General features: G+C 55.6%; 11 protein-coding genes. 6 read left to right on the top strand and 5 right to left on the bottom strand.

What is annotated here, in order from left to right; all coding sequences use genetic code 11:
* Positions 1-117 precede the first annotated feature (117 nt).
* Entirely contained in the window at positions 118-1,929 is a 1,812-nt protein-coding gene (locus Poly21_RS07540) for a potassium/proton antiporter (RefSeq protein WP_146406251.1), read from the bottom strand.
* Between the two features lie 434 nt (positions 1,930-2,363).
* Here Poly21_RS07540 and Poly21_RS07535 point away from each other — a divergent pair, with 434 nt between their 5' ends.
* The 3 genes from Poly21_RS07535 (at position 2,364) to Poly21_RS07525 (ending at position 4,594) form a co-directional block, all read left to right on the top strand.
* Positions 2,364-3,350, top strand: coding sequence for a FemAB family XrtA/PEP-CTERM system-associated protein (locus Poly21_RS07535; protein WP_302118009.1), 987 nt, complete (start codon positions 2,364-2,366; stop codon positions 3,348-3,350).
* A 124-nt stretch (positions 3,351-3,474) separates the two neighbouring features.
* Positions 3,475-4,053, top strand: coding sequence for a YdcF family protein (locus Poly21_RS07530; protein WP_302118007.1), 579 nt, complete (start codon positions 3,475-3,477; stop codon positions 4,051-4,053).
* A gap of 52 nt (positions 4,054-4,105) precedes the next feature.
* On the top strand, positions 4,106-4,594 hold the full coding sequence (locus tag Poly21_RS07525; protein WP_146406250.1) for an accessory factor UbiK family protein: 489 nt from the start codon (positions 4,106-4,108) through the stop codon (positions 4,592-4,594).
* Between the two features lie 4 nt (positions 4,595-4,598).
* Here the strand turns inward: Poly21_RS07525 and Poly21_RS27230 are convergent, their stop codons facing one another.
* Together Poly21_RS27230 and Poly21_RS07520 are read right to left on the bottom strand one after the other, a co-directional pair.
* The gene (locus Poly21_RS27230) at positions 4,599-4,844 is read right to left on the bottom strand and encodes a hypothetical protein (protein WP_302118005.1); all 246 of its coding nucleotides are present in this window, start codon (positions 4,842-4,844) and stop codon (positions 4,599-4,601) included.
* 190 nt (positions 4,845-5,034) lie between these two features.
* On the bottom strand, positions 5,035-6,093 hold the full coding sequence (locus tag Poly21_RS07520) for a hypothetical protein (protein WP_302118003.1): 1,059 nt from the start codon (positions 6,091-6,093) through the stop codon (positions 5,035-5,037).
* Between the two features lie 566 nt (positions 6,094-6,659).
* Here Poly21_RS07520 and Poly21_RS07515 point away from each other — a divergent pair.
* From Poly21_RS07515 to Poly21_RS07505, 3 genes are all read left to right on the top strand, one after another.
* A complete protein-coding gene (locus tag Poly21_RS07515; RefSeq protein ID WP_302118485.1) occupies positions 6,660-7,541 on the top strand; it encodes an exosortase/archaeosortase family protein in 882 nt (293 codons plus the stop codon).
* Positions 7,542-8,038: 497 nt separating this feature from the next.
* On the top strand, positions 8,039-10,384 hold the full coding sequence (locus Poly21_RS07510) for a polysaccharide biosynthesis tyrosine autokinase (protein ID WP_146406248.1): 2,346 nt from the start codon (positions 8,039-8,041) through the stop codon (positions 10,382-10,384).
* A 198-nt stretch (positions 10,385-10,582) separates the two neighbouring features.
* Complete coding sequence (locus Poly21_RS07505) at positions 10,583-15,610, top strand: tetratricopeptide repeat protein (protein WP_146406247.1); 5,028 nt, start codon at positions 10,583-10,585, stop codon at positions 15,608-15,610.
* A gap of 367 nt (positions 15,611-15,977) precedes the next feature.
* On the opposite strand, the gene Poly21_RS07500 is transcribed toward Poly21_RS07505, so the two are convergent.
* Both Poly21_RS07500 and Poly21_RS07495 read right to left on the bottom strand, forming a co-directional pair.
* Positions 15,978-16,520 carry a DUF1269 domain-containing protein gene (locus tag Poly21_RS07500; RefSeq protein WP_146406246.1) on the bottom strand — a complete coding sequence of 181 codons (543 nt, stop codon included), beginning with the start codon at positions 16,518-16,520 and terminating at the stop codon, positions 15,978-15,980.
* 177 nt (positions 16,521-16,697) lie between these two features.
* Positions 16,698-19,592: a PVC-type heme-binding CxxCH protein gene (locus Poly21_RS07495; protein WP_302118000.1), complete on the bottom strand. Its 2,895-nt coding sequence runs from the start codon at positions 19,590-19,592 to the stop codon at positions 16,698-16,700.
* Positions 19,593-19,822 lie beyond the last annotated feature (230 nt).

Genomic DNA, 19,822 nt, shown 5'->3' with positions numbered 1-19,822 from the left:
TCAGAAAGGGCTGGCAATTGCGTTGGCATCGTAGCAGAATTGCTCCTTTCATGGGACCAACTCACCGTCTCGACAAGCTAAAAGCGTTGGTGCTCCTAAACGTGCCCTTGATCGCAGTTAAGGTGTATCGCTCGGGGCTTTTCCATGAGATGACGGAATGCCCGGAGCGGCCGTTGGTGATGGCTCCGGCGCAGGTACGTCCGATACTTCGGGCTCAGGCAAAATGACCATTCCTACATGCTCGATCAATCCCGAGGCCGATAACTCGCGAACGACTAACTCGATCTGCTCAAAACGCGACGACGCTGCCAAGCGGACACCTCCCTCACCCAGTCGTTCACGCATCAGCTCATCCAGCGTTTCCTCGGGCCTGCCATGCAGGTTGAATCCATAGAATCGCTCCACTTCACCGACCGTGATCGAGCCGCGAAGAGGAAACTCCAGCGCCGTCGGCAGGCTGGTCAATGGCTGCTGTCCGTGCGCGAACACACGATCGACCATGGTGCGGACCTGAGGGTTGAGTACGACAATGACATGGTCCCCCACTTCAATCTGAGTGCGGCCTTGCGGCGGGATGATTCGTTCATCGCGTACGATCAGGGCGACAACGACCCCGGCAGGCAAAGCCAAGTCCTTAATCATGCAGTCAGCGGCGTGACACGAATCGTCGACGAAATACTCAACAATGTCCGCTTCGACGTTTCGTAGCGAACTGATCTCCAGTGTCACCGGAGGCGGCCGTCGCGTCGGGACAACCAGCTTCAGGTACTTGGCAACCGTAGGAAGCGACCACCCTTGCACCAGCGCTGAAATGAGGACGACAAAAAACACTGTATCGAAAATGAGCGGAGCACCGGAGAGGTCCGCCAACATCGGGAATGTCGCGAGCGTGATGGGGACGGCTCCTTTCAGACCCACCCACGATAAAAACAATAGCTCGCGAGCGGAAAACCGAAACGGGGACGCGCAGGCGAACACTGCAATTGGCCGCGCGACGAACATCAGCACAGCTGAAATCATGAGTGCCTGTGGGGCCACGTCCCACAGACGACTTGGAAACGACAAGATTCCCAATGCGATAAACATCAGTATCTGACAAATCCAAGCAGCGGCATCGTGAAACAACAGGATCCCGCGGAAGAAAACGGGCCGTCGGTTGCCAATCACGATCCCCGTTAGGTACACCGCGAGAAAACCACTGCCTCCCAACGCTGCCGCCGACCCAAAGGAAACCAGTCCTAACGCGGTGGCCAAAACCGGGTACAGCCCTGCGGCGTCCAAACGAATGCGCTGCAGCATCCAAACCCCCGCGCCCCCAACGAGAACACCGGCGATGGTGCCAAAGACAATTTGGCTGACGAACAAGTTCAACAGGCCGAGCCCGAAGGGCACGGTGCCTGTAAGCACCTGGATCAGTCCAACGGTCAAGAAGATAGCCATCGGGTCGTTGGACCCACTTTCCACCTCAAGCGTCTCGGCCAGTCTGCGACGAATATTCACGCCACCGCCGCGCAGCACTGTGAAGACCACCGCCGCGTCGGTCGACCCGACGATACTGCCCAACAGCAAGCCTTCTAAGATCGATAGCTTCAGGATCCAGGCCGCCGCCAGGCCGGTAATCAACGCGGTGATGAACACACCCAACGTTGCCAACATCCCTGCGGGCTTCCAAGCCGAGCGGATCGTGTGAAAGGGTGTGCGAAGTCCGCCGTCAAACAAGATCACGCATAACGCAATGGTACCGATGCCATTCGCAATCGTGTAATTCTCAAACTCAATTCCGCCGATGCCTTCGGATCCCGCCAGCATTCCGACGAGGAGAAACAGCACCAGCACGGGCACGCCCATTCGCGACGAAAACTTGTTCGAAGCGATACCCAGCAGCAGTAGAACACCCGTGATGAGGATGCCTGTTTCAACACTTACCATTCGCAGTCCCGATCATGAGATGTAGGCACATAGCATGTCCAAGGCAACAAAAACAATCAACCTGTTGCTCCGATGTCGTCATCAATTTGGGTCTGCGTTTGAACGTTAGCTTGCAATTAACGCTTGAAACTACCGCCCCGCCAGCGATTGCTAATTTCCGTAAAATGCGAACACGTTAACGTTTTGCTACGTCTTGTCGCGGCACATGGAGCGTAACTGCACGCCCGCAGCTGCAGATCTCCCCAGGTTCCGCCCACCATCAACCGACCTACCCTGTTCGGCAGCGCGATCGGCTAGTGATCCAGCGTGAAACTCGGTAAGCTCCTCTATGGCTCGGTGTGATCGTTATCAGGAAGCCGCCCCAGACACCGGAGAGTTTCTTGGACATCCAACTCAGCACTTGGCCGTTCCAATGGCCGCCAACCAACGCGTCCATGTCCCGCCATCCCTATGCTCCGCGTTTAGCCAGCCATGATATGCATTGGCTGACAAGTTTGCAGCGAGGGTTCGGTCATACGGCCTATCTGCTCGAAGCGCGAGATGCGGGTGCGGTCGTTGGACTGCTGCCGCTCCTGTTTGTAAAAGGCCCCATCTTCGGAAAATTCTTGGTCAGTCTACCGTACGTCAACACCGGTGGTGTTTGGGCTGACTCGCTACCAGCCGCCACTGCGTTGGTAGACCGGGCTTGCGGGCTCGCTGACGAACTCGAGGTCAAGTACTTGGAGTTACGCCATGAGAAGCCCATTGAGCATCCCAGTTTCAACTTTCAACGCACCGACAAGGTGCACATGCGGCTAGCCCTGCCTGCTACCGATGAGGAGCTCGAAACATCCTTCAAGTCAAAACTGCGTAGCCAGATCAGAAAATCAGGCGAGCACGGGCTGGAGGTTTCTTTCGATGGTTTGTCGGTACTCGACGATTTCTATGCAGTGTTTGCCCATAACATGCGAGACTTAGGGACACCCGTGTTCTCGAAGCAACTGTTTCGGTCAATCATCGCCGAGTTTGGCGGTGATGCGGAGTTCTGCGTCGTCCGTCACGAAGGTCAGACGATCGCTGGCGGATTGCTGGTCCACCGTGGTGGTGTTACCGAGGTCCCCAGCGCTAGTTGCCTGCGAGCTTTCAATCGTACCAACGCGAACATGCTGATGTATCGCCATTTGTTGCAGCGAGCGATTCAACGAGGCAGCCACACGTTTGATTTTGGACGCTCCAGCGAGGGCAGTGGGACCTACAAATTCAAAGCCCAGTGGGGGGCGAGACCGTTCCCGGCCTGCTGGCAGTATTATGTCCGCACGGGCGACCCCAACGAGATGCGCCCGGATGCCGGCGGGAACCAACGCCTCATTCGGATTTGGCAACGACTGCCTGTGTGGCTGACCAAGTGCATCGGCCCGCCCATTGTCCGCGGAATTCCCTAGGCTGTCGCGTTCTCCGCAGGCCATCCCTCTCTCGACTCAGGTCATTCATCCGGTGCTCACTCAAGGGCCTAGCAAGTGCACTCTCCCGCCGGCAGCGCTACGCTGGCGTTTTCGATTCTGGGGATTGCTGTGCCTCACCCTCGCGTGCTTCTTCGCCGCGTCGTCTGCTACCGTACGAGGGTGGTTGATCACTCCGCTCTATGTTCATGATCAACAGGCGGAAGGCGAGGTCGCTTATGTGATGGCCGATGGCCCAGCGATGTGGGAACGCCTACGCGCCGCCGCCGACCTCTACCACCTCCGCCGTGTCAACCAAGTCGTGCTGCTCAATGAACAGCAATCGGCGGGATTTAACTTCGTCCGCCACCGTAGCGACAGCCGACTGCAGCGTGAAATCGATTTTTTGGAGCTGCTCGGAGTTCCCGCCGCAGATATCCAATCGATCGACGCCGACGGCGACGATTGGTTGAGCTCACGCAGTGAAGCGATGGGAGTTTTCCAAGAGTTGCCAGAGGTCAAGCGACTTGTCGTTGTCACCTCACCACCGCACACTCGTCGCAGTCGACTCTGCTTCACGCGTACCTACCCCCCTGAAACCCAGGTTTCCATCTATTCTGCCGCGTTGCCTGCTGAGAGCGCTGAAACGCACTTACCGATCTGGATCGAATACGTCAAACTGGCAATCTACTGGTTGGTTGTTTGAAATTGACTGTCATCGCTCGGCCCCAGGTCGAAACGGCAATTGAGAAACGAATATGAGACGCATACCTCAACAGCTACTCCTGGCGTTCTGCGTCGCGGCCCCACTTGCGGTAACGTACCAAGCGGCGCGCGATAGCGCAGGGGCGCAGGAGGCTGGAAACGACCCCCGAATGAAGCTCAATGACGGTATCCCGCCGGCCGCTCTGTTGACCGACCGCGGACGCGAGCTCGCCGATAGCCTTAAGAATCTTCGGAGGACCCGGGCCAACCTCGGTCCGAAGCACCCCACGCTGCCAGTTATCGAACAGGCCATTTCTGATACCGAGAAGCAGCTGCAGGCCTGGCTTCCGAACGGGACTGAAAACGAAAATCCATTTAAAACGCGAGATGCAGCACCGCGGGAGTCTAGCTTGGACGTGGGAAAGAACTCATCGCCAGCGGGGATGAATAGCACCGACCTGCGGCAACTGGTCCTTCGCCTCCATGAGAGAGTAGAAGCCTTGGAAGCGAGAGTTCAAGCCCTTGAGCGATTGCGGAACTAGCCGTTTACCACTTCCGTGGCGACACCGCTGACTGGCTTTTGCCTTTCCGTCGTAGCACTCGTTTATCAAGATACGTCCAACGAACCCGCTTACCCTCGACCTGCGCACGGTGGCGACGGCGAACCCGGTACCGTCTGCTGGAGCCCTCGTCTTCGATCTTGGGGGCTGAACGGATCAACACGATGGTTACCACCGTCGATAATGCGAAAAACATCGCCGCGCAGAGCATCCCGGTCCAGAAGAGGGTCATGGCGTACCTAACCTATTTTCGCATGCACTTGGCAATCTGCATCGTATTTTACATCGTCACTTATGCTATTACGTATCGGCTAAGCCAACACATTTTCTTGGTAAATAAAGACGGCAAGGGTAATGGGGCCGCCGCTAATGAAGGATAATGCTGCTTATGTAGCGAACCGCGTGCCGATGGTAAGCAATTATCATTGAAATAGCCATACAAGAAATGCGATCGCGGCGGCGAAAGTGATCGCACTTGCACCAACTCGCAGCGACTTGGCGCGAGTGAACCGGCTCTGGTTGATGGACACTAATCGGCCTGTTAATCGAGAGGTCAGCATCTCCGGGCAATCAAAGCCCTCGAGCACTGGCGTGGGGCTCGTTGCGGCGGTATTTGACAGAACCATTGATTTGGCGTCGGTTCTCTCGTAGTCCTCTGCACTGCCACCTCCTTCAGTCGCAACTCTTTCCGGTATGGCCCGTTCACGCGTGACTCGTTCAGCTGCTGGCAGGGTTTTGACCGACGTGCTCGCCGACGAACCATGCGACTTGCTCGTTTCGCTCGCATCGGCTCGCGATTGCAGACGCTTTCGGCGAGTTACGGACGCCTCACATTCCACGCTCGCTGGACCTAAGGAGAGCCGCATGTCGCCCACCTGATAGTATTCCTGGTTGGCTAACAACTCAAAAACGGCTGAATTTTTCATCGAATTTTCGGGGGGGTGGAGGTCGACCAGCCACAGCCGATGATTCGCACACACCAACGCGTGATCACAGGGAAGCATCTGCCGCCCCCGTGTGCGCCAAACGCTGGGATGTTGCGAGCCCAGGATGGTCACGGCGCGTGCGATCGGTTTCGTCACCGACTTTTGCTCCCACGCCATCGTCAGCCGCATGTCGCCCGGGATCTGACCTGGGCCGGGGATCAACGAGGTGTCTTGCGGCGAATTTGACCCTGCTCGCTCCAGGCTAGGTTTGGGGTGCTTCTCGAACCGCAGGCGGTAGTGTCCTAGCAGTACTTCGACATCGCAAGGAATAATTCCCCATGCTGGAAATGCTACCGCACAGAGCGGCCAGAGTTCGATGCGATCATCGAAACTGCAGGCAAAATACGCCGTCTCGAGCTCAGCCTGCACCGGCAACCGTGGATGGCAATGCGTTCCCGAACCGATCAAGGCGAACGGCAATTCTTGTTCGAATTGCAGGTTCTCCTTGGCTGTGCTCGCAAACACCCTCCATTCCGATTCTGTCCAGAACGTCATGATTCAGTGAGACCCCATTCCGGATTGGCGACGCAATCTTCTAGAATTCAGAATTGTCAAAATCACCCATCAAAGTCTCGATCGCGTCAAAACAGATTCGGCTTAGTTTCGCCCAGAATACACATTAGGCGGGCACGAGGTTGTATTTTCTGACATTGGCACAATGATTTTAAACAACTTGAGCGATTCCACATGTTTTACCTGGAATTGTGGATACAGAACAGTTTCGACCGCGTTCCAAAAGCGGTAAACCTGCGGGTTGCCCCCGCCCAACGAGTGGCTATTATTTAGCTCGCCAGAGAGAATCTTCGCCGAGTGTTCGACCTGCCAAATGGGCAATGCCTGATGGCAGATCGAGTGCCTGCTCCCTAAGATTCAAATCGCTCTGCTCCCCACCTTTTTGCAATATGGACCTGGCCTTGCTGGCCGGGACTTGGATTTCTGCCGTGGCGCAATCGAGACGACAACATCGCAAACGACATCCTGCTCGACTGGTAACTCCGTCGGGGATGAATGCATCGCGGAGTGAATCATCAAAGCTGGTAGCACCAGAGAAACTCGTGCCAATGTCATCGCTCGGCAGTACGGGTTGGTGGTTGGTGCGTTTTGTGCCGCTCTTGCTGGTGATCATTTATGCATTTTGGCCCACACTCGTGTGGGCGGAGTCGACCTGGCGTAGTGAGCCGGACTATTCACATGGCTATTTAGTCCCACTCCTGGCTGGTTTGCTGCTGGCGAATCGCAGTGAAACCTTCCCAGGCGTTCGCCGGCGGCCGAGTTACTGGGGGGTGTCATTGATAATCTTGGCTATCTTAATGCGGTTTGCTAGTCGCTTGCTCTACATGGATTTCCTCGATGGCTACGCAATTTTGCCGCTGATCGCTGGCATCGTATGGGTGATGCTGGGGCCCGCGGCGATGCGGTGGAGTCTGCCCGCAATTGGGTTTCTGTTCTTCATGATCCCGTTGCCATATCAAGCCGAGACGTTGCTGAGTTGGAAACTACAAGGGGTCGCGACGGGATTGAGCACTGCGATTTTGCGGGTTCTTGGCCAGCCTGCGGTGTCTGAAGCACACGTGATCTGGATCGCCGACCAGCGATTGATGGTCGAGCAAGCCTGCTCGGGACTGCGGATTTTTATCGGCGTTGCTGCGTTAGCTTGTTTTTGGGCGGCAAGTATCCAGCGATCTTGGTGGGATCGCCTGGTGTTGCTGCTGTCGGTCGTACCGCTGGCGATTTTTGTCAACGCAATGCGGATTGTCGCCGTAGGATTGCTGTACCAGTGGGTGGGTAGTGAAGGGAAACGGGCTTTGATTCATGACTGGACAGGGTACTGCATGATTCCAGCGGCATTTGGACTGCTGTGGTTACTGAAGTGTTACTGGCAAGCGGTCTACCGACCGGTGGAGCAGGCGACGGCGAGAGATTTTGTACATGGACTGAGCTGATCGGACGTATCGTGAACTGAGTATTTTACCATCACTGTCGGTCGATGCATTTCCGTCTGAAGGAGCCCACTGAACATGTCACATAGCCCCGACCACTCGCCTGATCGGAAACGCGCTTCTGTTTTCGCACAGCGTCAACCGGTGCGAGTGTGTTCGCTGCCCGAAGCAGCAGCGGATGTGCTGACGAGATTGACCAAGCTCCGTGGGCGTATAACATCCAGTGGCGCCGCACGCCGTCACAGCGAAGTTCGTCGCACGACCGGCGTTGCGACGACCCCAAACTCACCCATGCAAGGCCCTGCCCATCCAAGGATCGCGTTCGCTTCCGCGGGTGCGTTTACGCTTCTTAGCCTGTTCGGCTTGATGTGGCGGTTCAGGGCGCGGCGAAACATTTTATGCATCGATCGAGCGGATCGGATACAACACCGACTGCTCATTTCATCTTTATAGTGATCGAAATCCACCCGACGGTAGGAGCTCGAAGGAACCAACAGTATATGTCTCATAATCATAACAATTTGGGTGGCCATGCCAGCGTCCCAGGCACACAGGGCAGAACGTTGCCAGCACCTTCCGGAGACGCTGCGGCAAAAGCGTTTGATCCTTGGATATTATGGGTAACATTTCGTCGTTGTTGGCCGTGGGCGATTCCCTTGGGAGCGGCCCTTGCTGGCATTGCTGCGTTCGTCGTCATCCGAGGTTTCGTTCCCCGTTACCAAGCATCTTATCTTCTCGAAGCCAACGAAGACTTCGTGGTTTTCAAAGGCGTGATGCCCGTGATGGAGAATATGGCTCGTACGGAAAAGAATCTGTTTACCAATCCAATCGTGCTTGACCCGGTATTGGCAGACCCCAGCCTGCGGACTGCTCCCAGTCTATCCAACCCCGAAACTGCCGAAGCGAACTTACGCAAGAACCTGTCCATTGGCAGTGGCGGAACGGATTCGCGACTGGTTGTCAGTTATACCGACACTGATCGCGAGGCGGCGGCACAGGTCTGCAATGCGATCGTCGAATCTTACCTGCGGCAGCGAGATTCATTCGACAATACGCGTGTGAATAATCTCGAACGCTGGCTCGATCCCGAGATTCAGCGTTGGGAGCAAGAAGTTGATGAGCGGCGTAAGCGTGTGCAGTTGCTCAAACAAAAATCGTTTGGTTACGCTCCAGGGCAATCGATCGGTCGAAGTGACTCCGAAGCGCACGCGACCCGCATGTCGGAACTTCGGTCACAGGTGGGGGACCTGAAAATTAAACTGGCTTTGTTCGACGTGATGGCAGCTGAGTTGCCCGCATTAGAAGTCGGCGGTTCAAAAGTGCCTGACCCCGCGCCAGCTGCCGCGGTAGAGATCCAGAAGGCAACCGTCAGTGAGCGAGAAATCGAAAACGCGATCGACGGTGACGCCAAGGTAAAGGCGGCCAGAGCGGTGGTGGATCGATACAACGCTGTTGTGCTGGATCTCGAAATTCAGGACATGGTTCGGATCAGTAAAGATTACTATCTCGACATGAAGCAGAACCTGGAGGATGCGAAAGACACGTTGAAACAGGAACGAGACTCCGCCCGCACCCGCGTTACCAAGGAGCTCGAACGGATCGTTGATGAGGATTATCGGCAACGCAAAGCGGTCGCGGAGCGCACCCTCGAGTGGCAGCAGGAACAGCAGAAGCGGCAGCTGGCTCTTACTGAGCAGGAGCGGAAACTTGAAGAAACAAAAAACCGAGAGGCCCAACTCAAGGAACGGGAACGTAGCCGCAAGGAGATGGTTGCGGAATTGAACGTTGTGCAGTCGGAATACGACGAAGAACGAGAGAGGCTGGAACAGTATGGAGGAATGACAGCCGAATTGGAATTCGCTGAAGATGAGCAGGCGGTTGCCTCGGATGTGTTGACGAAGCTACGTGGACGCGTCGCCGCCATTCGGACCGAACGGCGTCAAGACGGTGCCGTGCGCACGCTTGCCGCCGCAACGCCACCGAGGGCGCCCGTGGAAGCAGTGCCCTACAAGAAGCTAGCGTTGGCCTCCGCCGGTGCCTTTGTTATCCCGTTCCTGATTGGGTTGCTTTGGGAGTTCAAGGTACAGCGTCTTACCGACGCTGAGACGCACGACAAAACGGGGCTTTTGGCGCCTGTTTTGGGCGAGGTGTCTCGACTGCCCGCGGGCTCGGGTTCTCAAAAGGCACGAAGAGTTTTTGAAGAGAGTATCGACTCGCTCCGCTCGAACCTATTCTTGTCGGTCGATACCCGCCACATCCGCTCAATCGCGGTGGTCAGTAGCATGTCAGGCGAGGGCAAAAGCAGTGTCGCCTCCCAGTTGGCGCTCTCGATGGCAAAGTCCACCGGTGAAACAGTGCTGTTGGTCGACGGTGATTTGCGACGCCCAGATCAACATGAAATATTTGGGATCGAGATGGGGCCGGGTTTCACCGGAGTTTTGGCTGGGAAGTCGACCCTTGACGGGGCCGTTAATTCATCTCTCGGCCGTTTGATTCATATCTTGCCCGCTGGGCAGTTGTCGGCGAGTCCCCACCGCTTAGTTAGCCCCACGAGTATCAAGTCATTCGTTGATGATGCATTGTTGACATACCGTTACGTCGTGATCGACACCGCTCCGGTGCTGGCGGCTGGGGAATCACTCGCAATTGCTTCTGCCGTGGACGCGACGTTGATTTGTGTGATGCGAGATGTGAGCTTGAAAGAAAACGTCTTGCGCACCACACGTCGGCTGCAAGCAGCTGGCGCCTCGGTTGCAGGCACCGTTTTTTCAGGTGTCTCCGCTCGCCAATATGGATATCGTTACGGCAATTACCACTACGCGTTGCCGGACACGATGGCGACGTAGCGTTCCCAAAGAATCGCGTTTGCGACAAGGATATCTGCTAGTCTTGCCAGCCGGTTATCATCGTTCCAATTCATGATGAGATAAATCGATTTGGAGCTCGATCGGCAGTCGAGCGCGCCGGTGCATTTTCATTTTTTTATGCCAACGCCTCTGACGGCCTACTTCCCACCTCAGCACCGCTGAATCGTAATCATTTTAATGACACACTCTGACACGAATCGAAGCGTTGACGACGACAACGGTGTTTCTCCCGGCAGTGAGCCTTCGTCGACAACTTCCAACCTTGCGGGATCCCATGTCTCCAAGGACCTTCCCGAAGTGCCGCGGAGCATCGGCAATGGCGCCCAATCGGCAACACTGGCGCGTCGCTATCGCTGGAAATGGAATGGCAAGCTACTGCTGATCACCGGGGTGGTGGTGGTGACGCTGCTGATAGCAGCAATCGGTTCGTATTACTACCATTCTGCAACCACTGCCTCGACGTTCATGGAGCTTGCAAAGAACGCCGAGAAGCAACAAGACTTTGAGGATCAGGCTAAATGGCTGCGGAGGTATGCTCTGCTTGCACCCGATGACGTCGATGCGATTTATCAAATGGCCATCGCCGCCGACAAAGCCGCAGACAAAGCGGACAGAGCGTCCCGCGGTCAACGGATTGACGCTGCTCGCCAAGCATTGAGTGGCGGAATCGGCCAGATTGGGAGCAAGGACCCTAGTAAAGTGACTGACCTGCGTGTGCGCCTCATCGCGAGATTGATACAGCTGGGTGGTCCGTGGAATCGTGAAGCTGAACGGCAGATCTCGGAACTCAATGCTCCCGAGAACGACCCGCAGGCAATGACCTCGCTCGCGCTCGCCTTGGCAGGCGAGATCGCAGACGGTAGCTATTCCACTCGAGACCCCCAGTCTGTCGCCAGAGTTGAGAATTATTGGGGATGGCTGGCCAATCAGCCGGCGACGTTTGTGGTTGGATCCGCCCTCCAGCAAAACCCGCGAAATCTGGATCTGATCACGCACTTTCTGTTCACGCGAACTGACAATGCGGAACTCTTTCGCGATTCACGTGGGGGTGCATCGCTCTCAGCGAAGCAACTCGATGCGATTGAGCAGCAGGCCGTCGACACCCTCCGTGAGACGTCGACTAGTCATGCGCAACTCGTCCTTCATCGCTACCTGCAATCCAAAGGCGATATGGATCAAGCCAGTAAGGTGCTGCGCGCCGCCGCGGTCCCAGCTCGGCAACGCCTTGCGGAGTTGTCACACGCACAGACACTGGAGAATGCGGATGTTGAGGCTGCGAACGAGCCAGCCTCGAGGCCGAGCGCGTCGTTGCTAACTGCCAATCCCATGCCGACGGCTTACTGGGATTTTCTGGCTGTTTTTAATGCGGCGAGATTGGATCAGGAGACCGATCCAGAGCATGCGCTGGAACAGTTGCGGCTACTAACAGTGATTGAAGTGCCCTCGGTACCAATGAATCTTTTGGAACGTTTGTATTTTGAATATGGCAAATTGCTCGTAAGCTTGGATCGCTCGGACGAGGCACTGGTGGCTTGGAACAATGCCATCGAGATCGTAGGTGGAAATAGCATTCTGCTGCCGCGTGCCATCGCGGCGGTGTATGCTAGCCAGGGCGATTGGGCGGCTGCAGACAAGGCTACGCAGCAGCTAGCAGATGCAATTGATTCGTCTGAAAAGCAGCTGGCGCGGGTCACCGATGCTGAACTTGCACGCTCTGAGCGGATTGCTCAAGGTCGACAGCTTGCGGCGGCGCGCTGGCAACTCGATGTGCTCAAGAGTTACCTGTTGGCTGGGCAAGGTGATGAGGTCGGTGCGATCAGCCTGCTCCGAAACGTCGTTGATTCTGACGCAGATATCGCTTCCAAGGATCGCGTTGACGCATTGATTCATCTGGCTGGGTACTATGCCAATCAGGGTGTCTGGGACGCCTCCGCGATGGCACTCGAAAAAGCCGTTACCCTCGATCCCGAAAATACGCCATTGCGTAAACTCGCCTCGGATGCTTGGAGCCGATCGGGGAATCAATTGAATTCGTTGCGCCAATTGGATTTGATTGAATCCGATTCGTCCCTGCTAAACACGATTTCAGAGATGGAGTCGCGTTTTATCATCCAGACTCAGTTGCAGCCTCACCAGCAAAACTTTCATTTGATTCGCGACGCTGCAGCGGAGCTTAAAAAACCGCTGCAAGCAAGTCTGCAGTCGCCAGACGATTTAACCGAGGCCGAAATCAAACAGTTACGAGAGAGCTTGCACTATGTAGAAGCTTTCGAATTGACCATTCCGCCTGAGAATGTCGCCGCCGAGGTTCACCTGCGTTCCCCAGAATTGGCCCGCCAGATCGATGAGCTGGCCAAGCAATACCCCGATGAAGCGAATTTGCAGGCATTGGCTGCCGAACGTTTAGCTCAAGCCAAGCTTGACTCGGAAGCAATGGCTGCTCTCGATCGGTTGTCAAAACTCTCTGATCGGGGAGGCGTCTTTGAACCGCTCGTTCGTGCCCGCACGTTATCAGCGTTGGGCCGAGACGTAGAAGCGGCGAAGCTCTTGATGGAGACCGCCCGAGTGAACGATGAACGATTGGCGTCGGCATCGACACAAGTCTCGGTAGCGAGCATTCTGCAAGACGCTGCCGTGTTCGCCTCTCGTGGACGGGACAACGAACTCGCCTATCAAGCGCTGACTGCAATCCCCGACGATCAATTCAGTTTACAAACTCTCATGGTCGTGGCTCAGCTGGCTGGAAGTTTACCGGCGGATTCCAAATTACTCACCCTTAACGGAAAAACGGTTTCCTCCGATGAACTTTATGAATATTGGTTCAGGGAATTGAAACAACGCGAAGGTGCGGATGGAACGTATTGGCGATACCTTCGCGCCAATCAGTTACTCGAGGAGCTGAGTGAAACCTCTCGCGGTGCAGACCAGGACGATCCTCGTCTGTCGCAAGCGCGTCAGCTGTCGAACTTTATATTGTCACTGCGCCCTCGTTGGGGAGATGCAATCGCGCTGCAAGGCAGAATTACTGCTATCGATGGAGATGCAGGAAATGCCGTCACTCAGTTACGACGGGCTATCGCCGCGGGAAGTACCAACCTACAAACCCGGCAATTGCTGTGGCAACAACTTATCGCTCTGGGCAGGATCGAAGAAGCGGAGCAGGAAATTCAATTTGCTGAGATGAATTCATCGGGTCAGTCCGACCGCTTTTCCGCAACCTTAATTGACCTGGCATTGAAGCAGGGCGACTACACCAAAAGTATGGACGTGGCGAAGGAAGCCGCCGCCAAGCATCCTCAGGATGTCAACGCGCAATTGGTTGTTGCCGCGACGGGTACCACCGCATTGGCGAACGTTCGCGATGCAGCCCGGCAAGCTGAACTCACCAAGGGGGTCGAGGACGCGATCGCTGCAGCAACGAAGCTCGCGGGAGACGAGGACGCGCGTGTCGTCGCGGCGAATCTGCGTTTGGCAATCACTCTCAATCAAGACGATAAAGTCGACGCGCTCATCGAACAGATCGAATCCAGTGATCTTCCTGAGCCTGCCCAAAACAAGTTGCTCAGTCAAGCTTATCTTGCCAAGCAAGACCTTGAGCAGGCCCTGCAACTTCTCGTCCGGGCGGATGAACTCGATCCGACCGCAGACGCTCAGCTCAGGCTCGCGGAACTCTACCGCCAACTCGACCGGCCGAGCGACGAGATCTCAGCGTTACGAAAGGCTCTGCAGAGAGATCAAACCAACGATCGTCTACGTAATTTACTCGCCCAAAAACTGGTCGCGCGCAGTGCCGATGGCCAGCCGGTGAATTGGCAGGCAATCGGAGATCTGCTAGCTGGTTCAGGCGGTGGTGCCACGAGTAATCAGGTGATGCACGCTATTCTGCTCGGAAGCGAAGCAGTGCGAGAATTGCGTGTGGATGCCGGCTCGAAGCCCGCTCGCGTGCGGCTGGATCAGGCCAAAACAATCTTGCAAGGCTTAGTGAAGAAGCAAAGCGGCGACTGGAGGACACCAACCCGATACCTGGCATCGCTCCTGCAACAGGAGCCCAATATCTTAAAGGACCTGTCACAACCCGAGTTGACGCAGATCGATACTGAAATTCGCGCGCTCTATCAAAGACTAATGGACAGCGTTGCGGCTGAAGCAAGCGATGTTTATCAATACGCGAGTTACCTGCTCAATCAAAAAGATGCCGACGATGACGCGAAAATCAGGAACTTAATCAAAAAACTCGACGCTCTTGCTGGGAATTCGTTGCAAGCACTCGAGGTGGCTGCGAGGTTCGCCGAGCGTCAGGGACGGCGTGATCAAATGCCAGGAATCGTTGACGACTGGGCTGGACGTTCCCTAAGCAAATTCACTCCTGGTAAGTCCGACGAGTTGAATGACCAAGCGACAGTACAAGCACTCGGCGTGTTGGCTGCAGCAGGGAGTTCACTGCAGCGACTAGGGTTTGTCGAAGAATCGGTGCCGTGGTTCGAACGTGCCTATCGAGAGTTTCCCACCCAAGCACTGGGACCCTACATCGTTGCCCTGGGGCAAGTCGACAAGCTCGAAGATGCCGTCCGGATATGTGCGGAGCACTACGCGAAATATCAAGATGCTCAGTCTGCGACACTGCTCGTCGAAGTACTGCTGAACTTCAAAGATAGTGAAACGCAGGCCTCCCTGATCAGCGCCAATAAGGACCCACTCGATGATGCGAGTAAACGGTTCGAAGACAATGCGGCATTCCTCGAAGGCTTGGGAACTCTCAAAATGGCCGAGGGAGAATATGATCAAGCGGCAGAATGCTTTGTCAATGCGTTGAAGGTCAATCCTGAGTCCGTTCGCGCACTGAACAATCTGGCGATGTCGTACGCGGAAATCCCAGAACGTGCATCTGAAGGGCTCGGTCCCATTAACACGGCCTTACGCTTGACCAATCAAAATCCGGAGCTGCTCGATACGAAAGGTGTCGTTTTGATGGCATCGGGACGACTCGCCGAAGCGGAGGCAACATTTGCTGAGGCGTTCGCGGCATCGCGTGAGCCACGACACCTCTTCCACGTTATTTTGGCACAGGTCGTTCAGGAGAAGGAGTCGCAAGCGGCGAGAAATTGGCGGGATCTTGATCTGGATAAGCTCGACCCGACCGGATTGACTGCCAGTGAACGTGCGACGCTCAAGGAACTGAAGGCGAAATTCGAATCGGCTTCCTAACCCATATTATTGTACAACCTAGCTGAGAGATTGGGCAATTCTGAGAAGGACCATCGCCTGCAGACCCGCGAAGCGACGTCGGGGCCAATGGAGGCACCTGTTTGGATAGGTTGTCGCCTCGCCTGTGCTTGCCGTTGCCTAATCTGAGAGCCTCATCGGATGCAACGGTGGCGACCTTGCGACAGTGAGACGGTTTCACCAACGTGTTTTCACTGCCATTGCGTAGTCATGCGCAGTCGGATGAGCCGATGTTAATTCGACATAGGCTCCCCGAAGTGTGTCGCCGAACATCCGCGAGGCTTCCTGCTGCAATTTCAACCTGCTTGGATGGGCGCGGTGGGACACTGCGAGCGTTTGTTTGTGCCGACTAAGTTGCCTGCTCCTGGTTGATGTGATGGTCGACAGTCAACGCCGCCGTTTGAGCGAGGATTTCGCGTGCCTTGGCAACTTCGTCGGCTGGACCGTGATAGATCACCAAGAACTTTCCCTCTCCCAGTGTCGATTCGTATTGGACAATACTGTCCTTCGGAATCCCAATGCTGTAAATCGCTCCACCGAGGGCGCCCATAGCACCGGAGACGACTGCATTTTCGAGCCCGCCAACGATCGCGCCCACGAGCGGCCCGGCAACAACCAATGGCCCAATTCCTGGTAACCAAAACAATCCAGAGCCAATCAAAACGCCCCACATCCCACCCCAAAACGCTCCGATAGCACCCCAGTACTTCATGCGATCACCGGTGTTGTAGTAACCGACGGCGTGCTCTTCGGTGTGGTAATCCTTACCGGCGATTGACAAACGCTCAAGGTCCACGCCGGCATGGTGTAGTTGCTTGATGGCTGATTCAGCTTCGACGTGGGATGCAAAGGTACCGACCGCAACGTCGTGATTTTCGGTAGGGGGTTCCATAGTAGATGCCTCATTCGGAAGTGCAGGACGCAACAGAAATCAAATTCTATTCATCAACCTACCCAAAGACCAACTCCCCGCGCGGTTGCAAATGCAAGTTTTCGTGGTATGCGGCGCCACCATCGCGTGCGGCGCCACCATCGCGGCTTGCATCCTTTGTTCGCGATGGAATTTCCATCATGGAGTGGTCGACACCGAGTCGAGGGGGCGTTGCGTCATCAGGTACGCTATCAAGTTAGCAACATCGTCGTCGCTCAACTGCGAAAGGATACCGTCGGGCATCAACGAAAGATCAGAAATTCTGCGTTCTAGAATCGACTCTTTATCGACATGCTCAACTCGTTGTTGGGTCTGAATTGCGATGGTCCGCACCGTTTCATTCGTCACAACGCCGGAAAGGACACGGCCGTCGTCGAGTACGAGAACGCTCATGCGGTAGGCGGAGGCCACCACGGAACTTGGGTCGATCATATTGCTAAGCAGATAGTCGAGATTCTGGCGGTCGCTCCCGGTCAGGTTGGGGCCGACGGAATGCCCATCGCCGTACAGCTGATGGCAGGCCGAACATTGTTTCATAAACAGCGTTTTTCCCAAGCGGGCGTCCGCACGACCTATTCGGTCCTTCGTCAAGATGGTTTTCAAACGTTGTAAATCTTGACGCTTGTCGGCGGGTGTATCGCGGAGGTTTCCCCACAGTTTTCGCAACCTCTCACTGAGCTCGGCATCGCCATGGTTGTCAATCTGTCGAGCCTGATACGGCGAGATAGCGGTACTCGGCATCGTCCCTGCTTCGATGGCGTCAAGCAACCGGCTTGTGTGCGTGATCCTCGCGACCAGTGAATCGATCGCCGCGACGCGGTCAAGAGGCGATCGATTCCAACGATCCATCAGGCGTTCGGCGACCACCGGATCATCGAAATAGGCAAACGCTCGCACCACATCACTGGCGAGCACGTGATCGTTCCCGGCCGCTAACAATTTCGGCAACAAGTCGGCAGTGGGTTGGCGCATCAAGCTGGCCAGAGCGGCGCGGCGCATGGCGGGATCGGCGTCCACATTGAATGCCAAATCGAAAACAGTCTTGCGAGTGCGACCATCCAAGAATACCAGTGAAAGTTCTCGAACCAACGATTTCTCTTCTGTGAAACCATCGCGTTGAACTGCTGCGACTACAGATTCCCATTGTGGCGGCGCGTCTGCCCTGGTGCGCCCCCGAAGTCCTTCGTCAAGTCCACGCAAAATCTCTGTCAGTTTGCCGCGATTTTCAGGGATGAGTGCTGAAGCGAGCAAGCGATCAACGGCTTCCGGATCGTCCTCAATCGACTCCCCCAATCGGCGAGCAATTAAACGTCGAATCGTAGGGATTTGCGTTTCGATCGCGAGCTTCGCAGCGGCTTCGGGACTCGCCGCCACGGCTGGCTCAATGCCGTACCAAATCATCAGCGGCTGTTGGCGATCGTCTGCGTCCTCCCTGTGTTGGCACAACACCGATGCAATCTCAAGTCGATGCAACACGGGCAATCGCTGGAGACCAGCGGCGACCTCCAGTCGGACTAAACCCGAAGTATCCTCGTTAGCAATCTGAAGCAGGCGATCAATCGTGGTGGGATCCTCCGCAGCGTCTTCGCACAAATAGCGCACGCCCAAGGCACGTTTCGCTTCACCCGCGGAGGTAAGCATCGATTCAATATCAGTTGTGCCAAAATCAGAACGCGATCTCGCCGCGAGCCAGTCCGTGCCCTGGGCCTTCGCTCCGCTCTTCTCTCCACCTTCGTAAACGACCCGGTAAATACGACCGCTAGAACGATGTAGCCCCGTGTTATCGTGGCACTCGCCGGTGTCTGACCAATCGTTGATCCACATCTGTCCGTCGGGTCCCGCTAGCACATCGAGGCCGCGGTAGAAAGGATCCTTCATCAGCATGAAATCTTTACCGTGATGGGCAACATAGCCACAGCCTTCACGTTCAAGAATATCCATGTTGATCCGACGACCATGAAAATTGGACGTAAATAAGTTTCCAACGTATTCGTCCGGCCAGACACCGCCCTGATAGATCATGCAGCCCATGTGAGCGTGGCCGCCTCCTAACTCAGCCGTGCTGTTGCTCATCCCTGCTCGAATATCGGACCATTTCTCACCTGTGTCCCAGTGGACGTGATCGGCAGTGTGCGTAATCACTTGATAGACGTGTGGGTTCGAGTGAGCACCGAACATACGTTCGTAGTATGCACCCGGAATCGCGTGCCATAAGTGGCCAATTACGGTGTTGGTGTAGAACAGTTGCCCGTCAGCATTCCAATCCAATCCCCATGGATTTGTTCCGCCATTGCAAAACACTTCAAATATCTGCTGGTCCGGATGATATCTCCAGATTGCTGTATTCACCGGTGTACGTTGGTTGTCTCGTGAGCCAGGAGCACCCACCATCGAGACTGACAAGATGCCGTGCCGGCCGTACAGCCAGCCATCAGGGCCAACTTTCAAACCGCTCGCAACGTTGTGGCTGCTCGAGCCGATATCAAACCCATCCAGTAATACTTGAGGGGCGCTATCAGGAATATCGTCGCCGTCGGCATCTGGAAGAAACAGGAGTTGCGGCGGGCACAAGGCATAAACACCACCGTCCACCTTTGCCACACTTGTCAGATGTACGCCCTCGTCCCAAAAAACATCGCGTTTGTCGGCACGCCCGTCTCCATCGGTATCTTCGAGAATGATGATGCGATCTCGCAAATCATTGTCCCAAGTCCCAGGTTTTTCAGAGTAGGTGTAACACTCCGCCACCCAAACTCGCCCACGATCATCGAAGCACATCGCGATGGGTTGCTGTACGTCGGGCTCACTGGCAAATACTTCGCACCGAAATCCTGGCGGCAACACCGCCGTCGCCGCCGCTTCTTCGGCCGACATGGGTTCGGTCTTTTCGGGTTCGGAATTGTATGGCGTCGGAAAGCGACTCTCCGACGAGGTCGGGATCGACTCGGGAGCGACGCTCGATTGAGACGAGACAACGCCCATGGTTAACAACGACTGAGTGAGTATTGCGGCGACGCAAAGTTGATACTTCATATTTGATCGAATACTTTTAGTTCTGAAGCCTACGCGATTGCCGGAGAATCGACGCCGTTGGCGGTAGAGCAAGTCAAAACACGCACGCATCGATCGGTTGGTCATTCGCTATGAGCGGGGCTCGTCTGCCGCCACTGGACAGGAAGAACGTGGGTGCAGATGGCCTTGACGGTATCTACGACGTCGTTGCCTCGACAACTCCACCAGCGACGAGATTGAATGCGATTGTA

The sequence above is a fragment of the Allorhodopirellula heiligendammensis genome (assembly GCF_007860105.1).
GTDB classification, from domain to species: Bacteria; Planctomycetota; Planctomycetia; order Pirellulales; family Pirellulaceae; genus Rhodopirellula; species Rhodopirellula heiligendammensis.
This window is presented reverse-complemented; position numbering and strand designations above follow the sequence as displayed.

What these genes read in the sequence shown, in the direction of transcription:
- Poly21_RS07540 (WP_146406251.1), bottom strand. Translation starts at nt 1,929, where the DNA reads ATGGTAAGTGTTGAAACAGGCATCCTCATCACGGGTGTTCTACTGCTG.
- Poly21_RS07535 (WP_302118009.1), top strand. Translation starts at nt 2,364, where the DNA reads ATGTCCCGCCATCCCTATGCTCCGCGTTTAGCCAGCCATGATATGCAT.
- Poly21_RS07525 (WP_146406250.1), top strand. Translation starts at nt 4,106, where the DNA reads ATGAGACGCATACCTCAACAGCTACTCCTGGCGTTCTGCGTCGCGGCC.
- Poly21_RS27230 (WP_302118005.1), bottom strand. Translation starts at nt 4,844, where the DNA reads ATGACCCTCTTCTGGACCGGGATGCTCTGCGCGGCGATGTTTTTCGCA.
- Poly21_RS07520 (WP_302118003.1), bottom strand. Translation starts at nt 6,093, where the DNA reads ATGACGTTCTGGACAGAATCGGAATGGAGGGTGTTTGCGAGCACAGCC.
- Poly21_RS07515 (WP_302118485.1), top strand. Translation starts at nt 6,660, where the DNA reads ATGTCATCGCTCGGCAGTACGGGTTGGTGGTTGGTGCGTTTTGTGCCG.
- Poly21_RS07510 (WP_146406248.1), top strand. Translation starts at nt 8,039, where the DNA reads ATGTCTCATAATCATAACAATTTGGGTGGCCATGCCAGCGTCCCAGGC.
- Poly21_RS07505 (WP_146406247.1), top strand. Translation starts at nt 10,583, where the DNA reads ATGACACACTCTGACACGAATCGAAGCGTTGACGACGACAACGGTGTT.
- Poly21_RS07500 (WP_146406246.1), bottom strand. Translation starts at nt 16,520, where the DNA reads ATGGAACCCCCTACCGAAAATCACGACGTTGCGGTCGGTACCTTTGCA.
- Poly21_RS07495 (WP_302118000.1), bottom strand. Translation starts at nt 19,592, where the DNA reads ATGAAGTATCAACTTTGCGTCGCCGCAATACTCACTCAGTCGTTGTTA.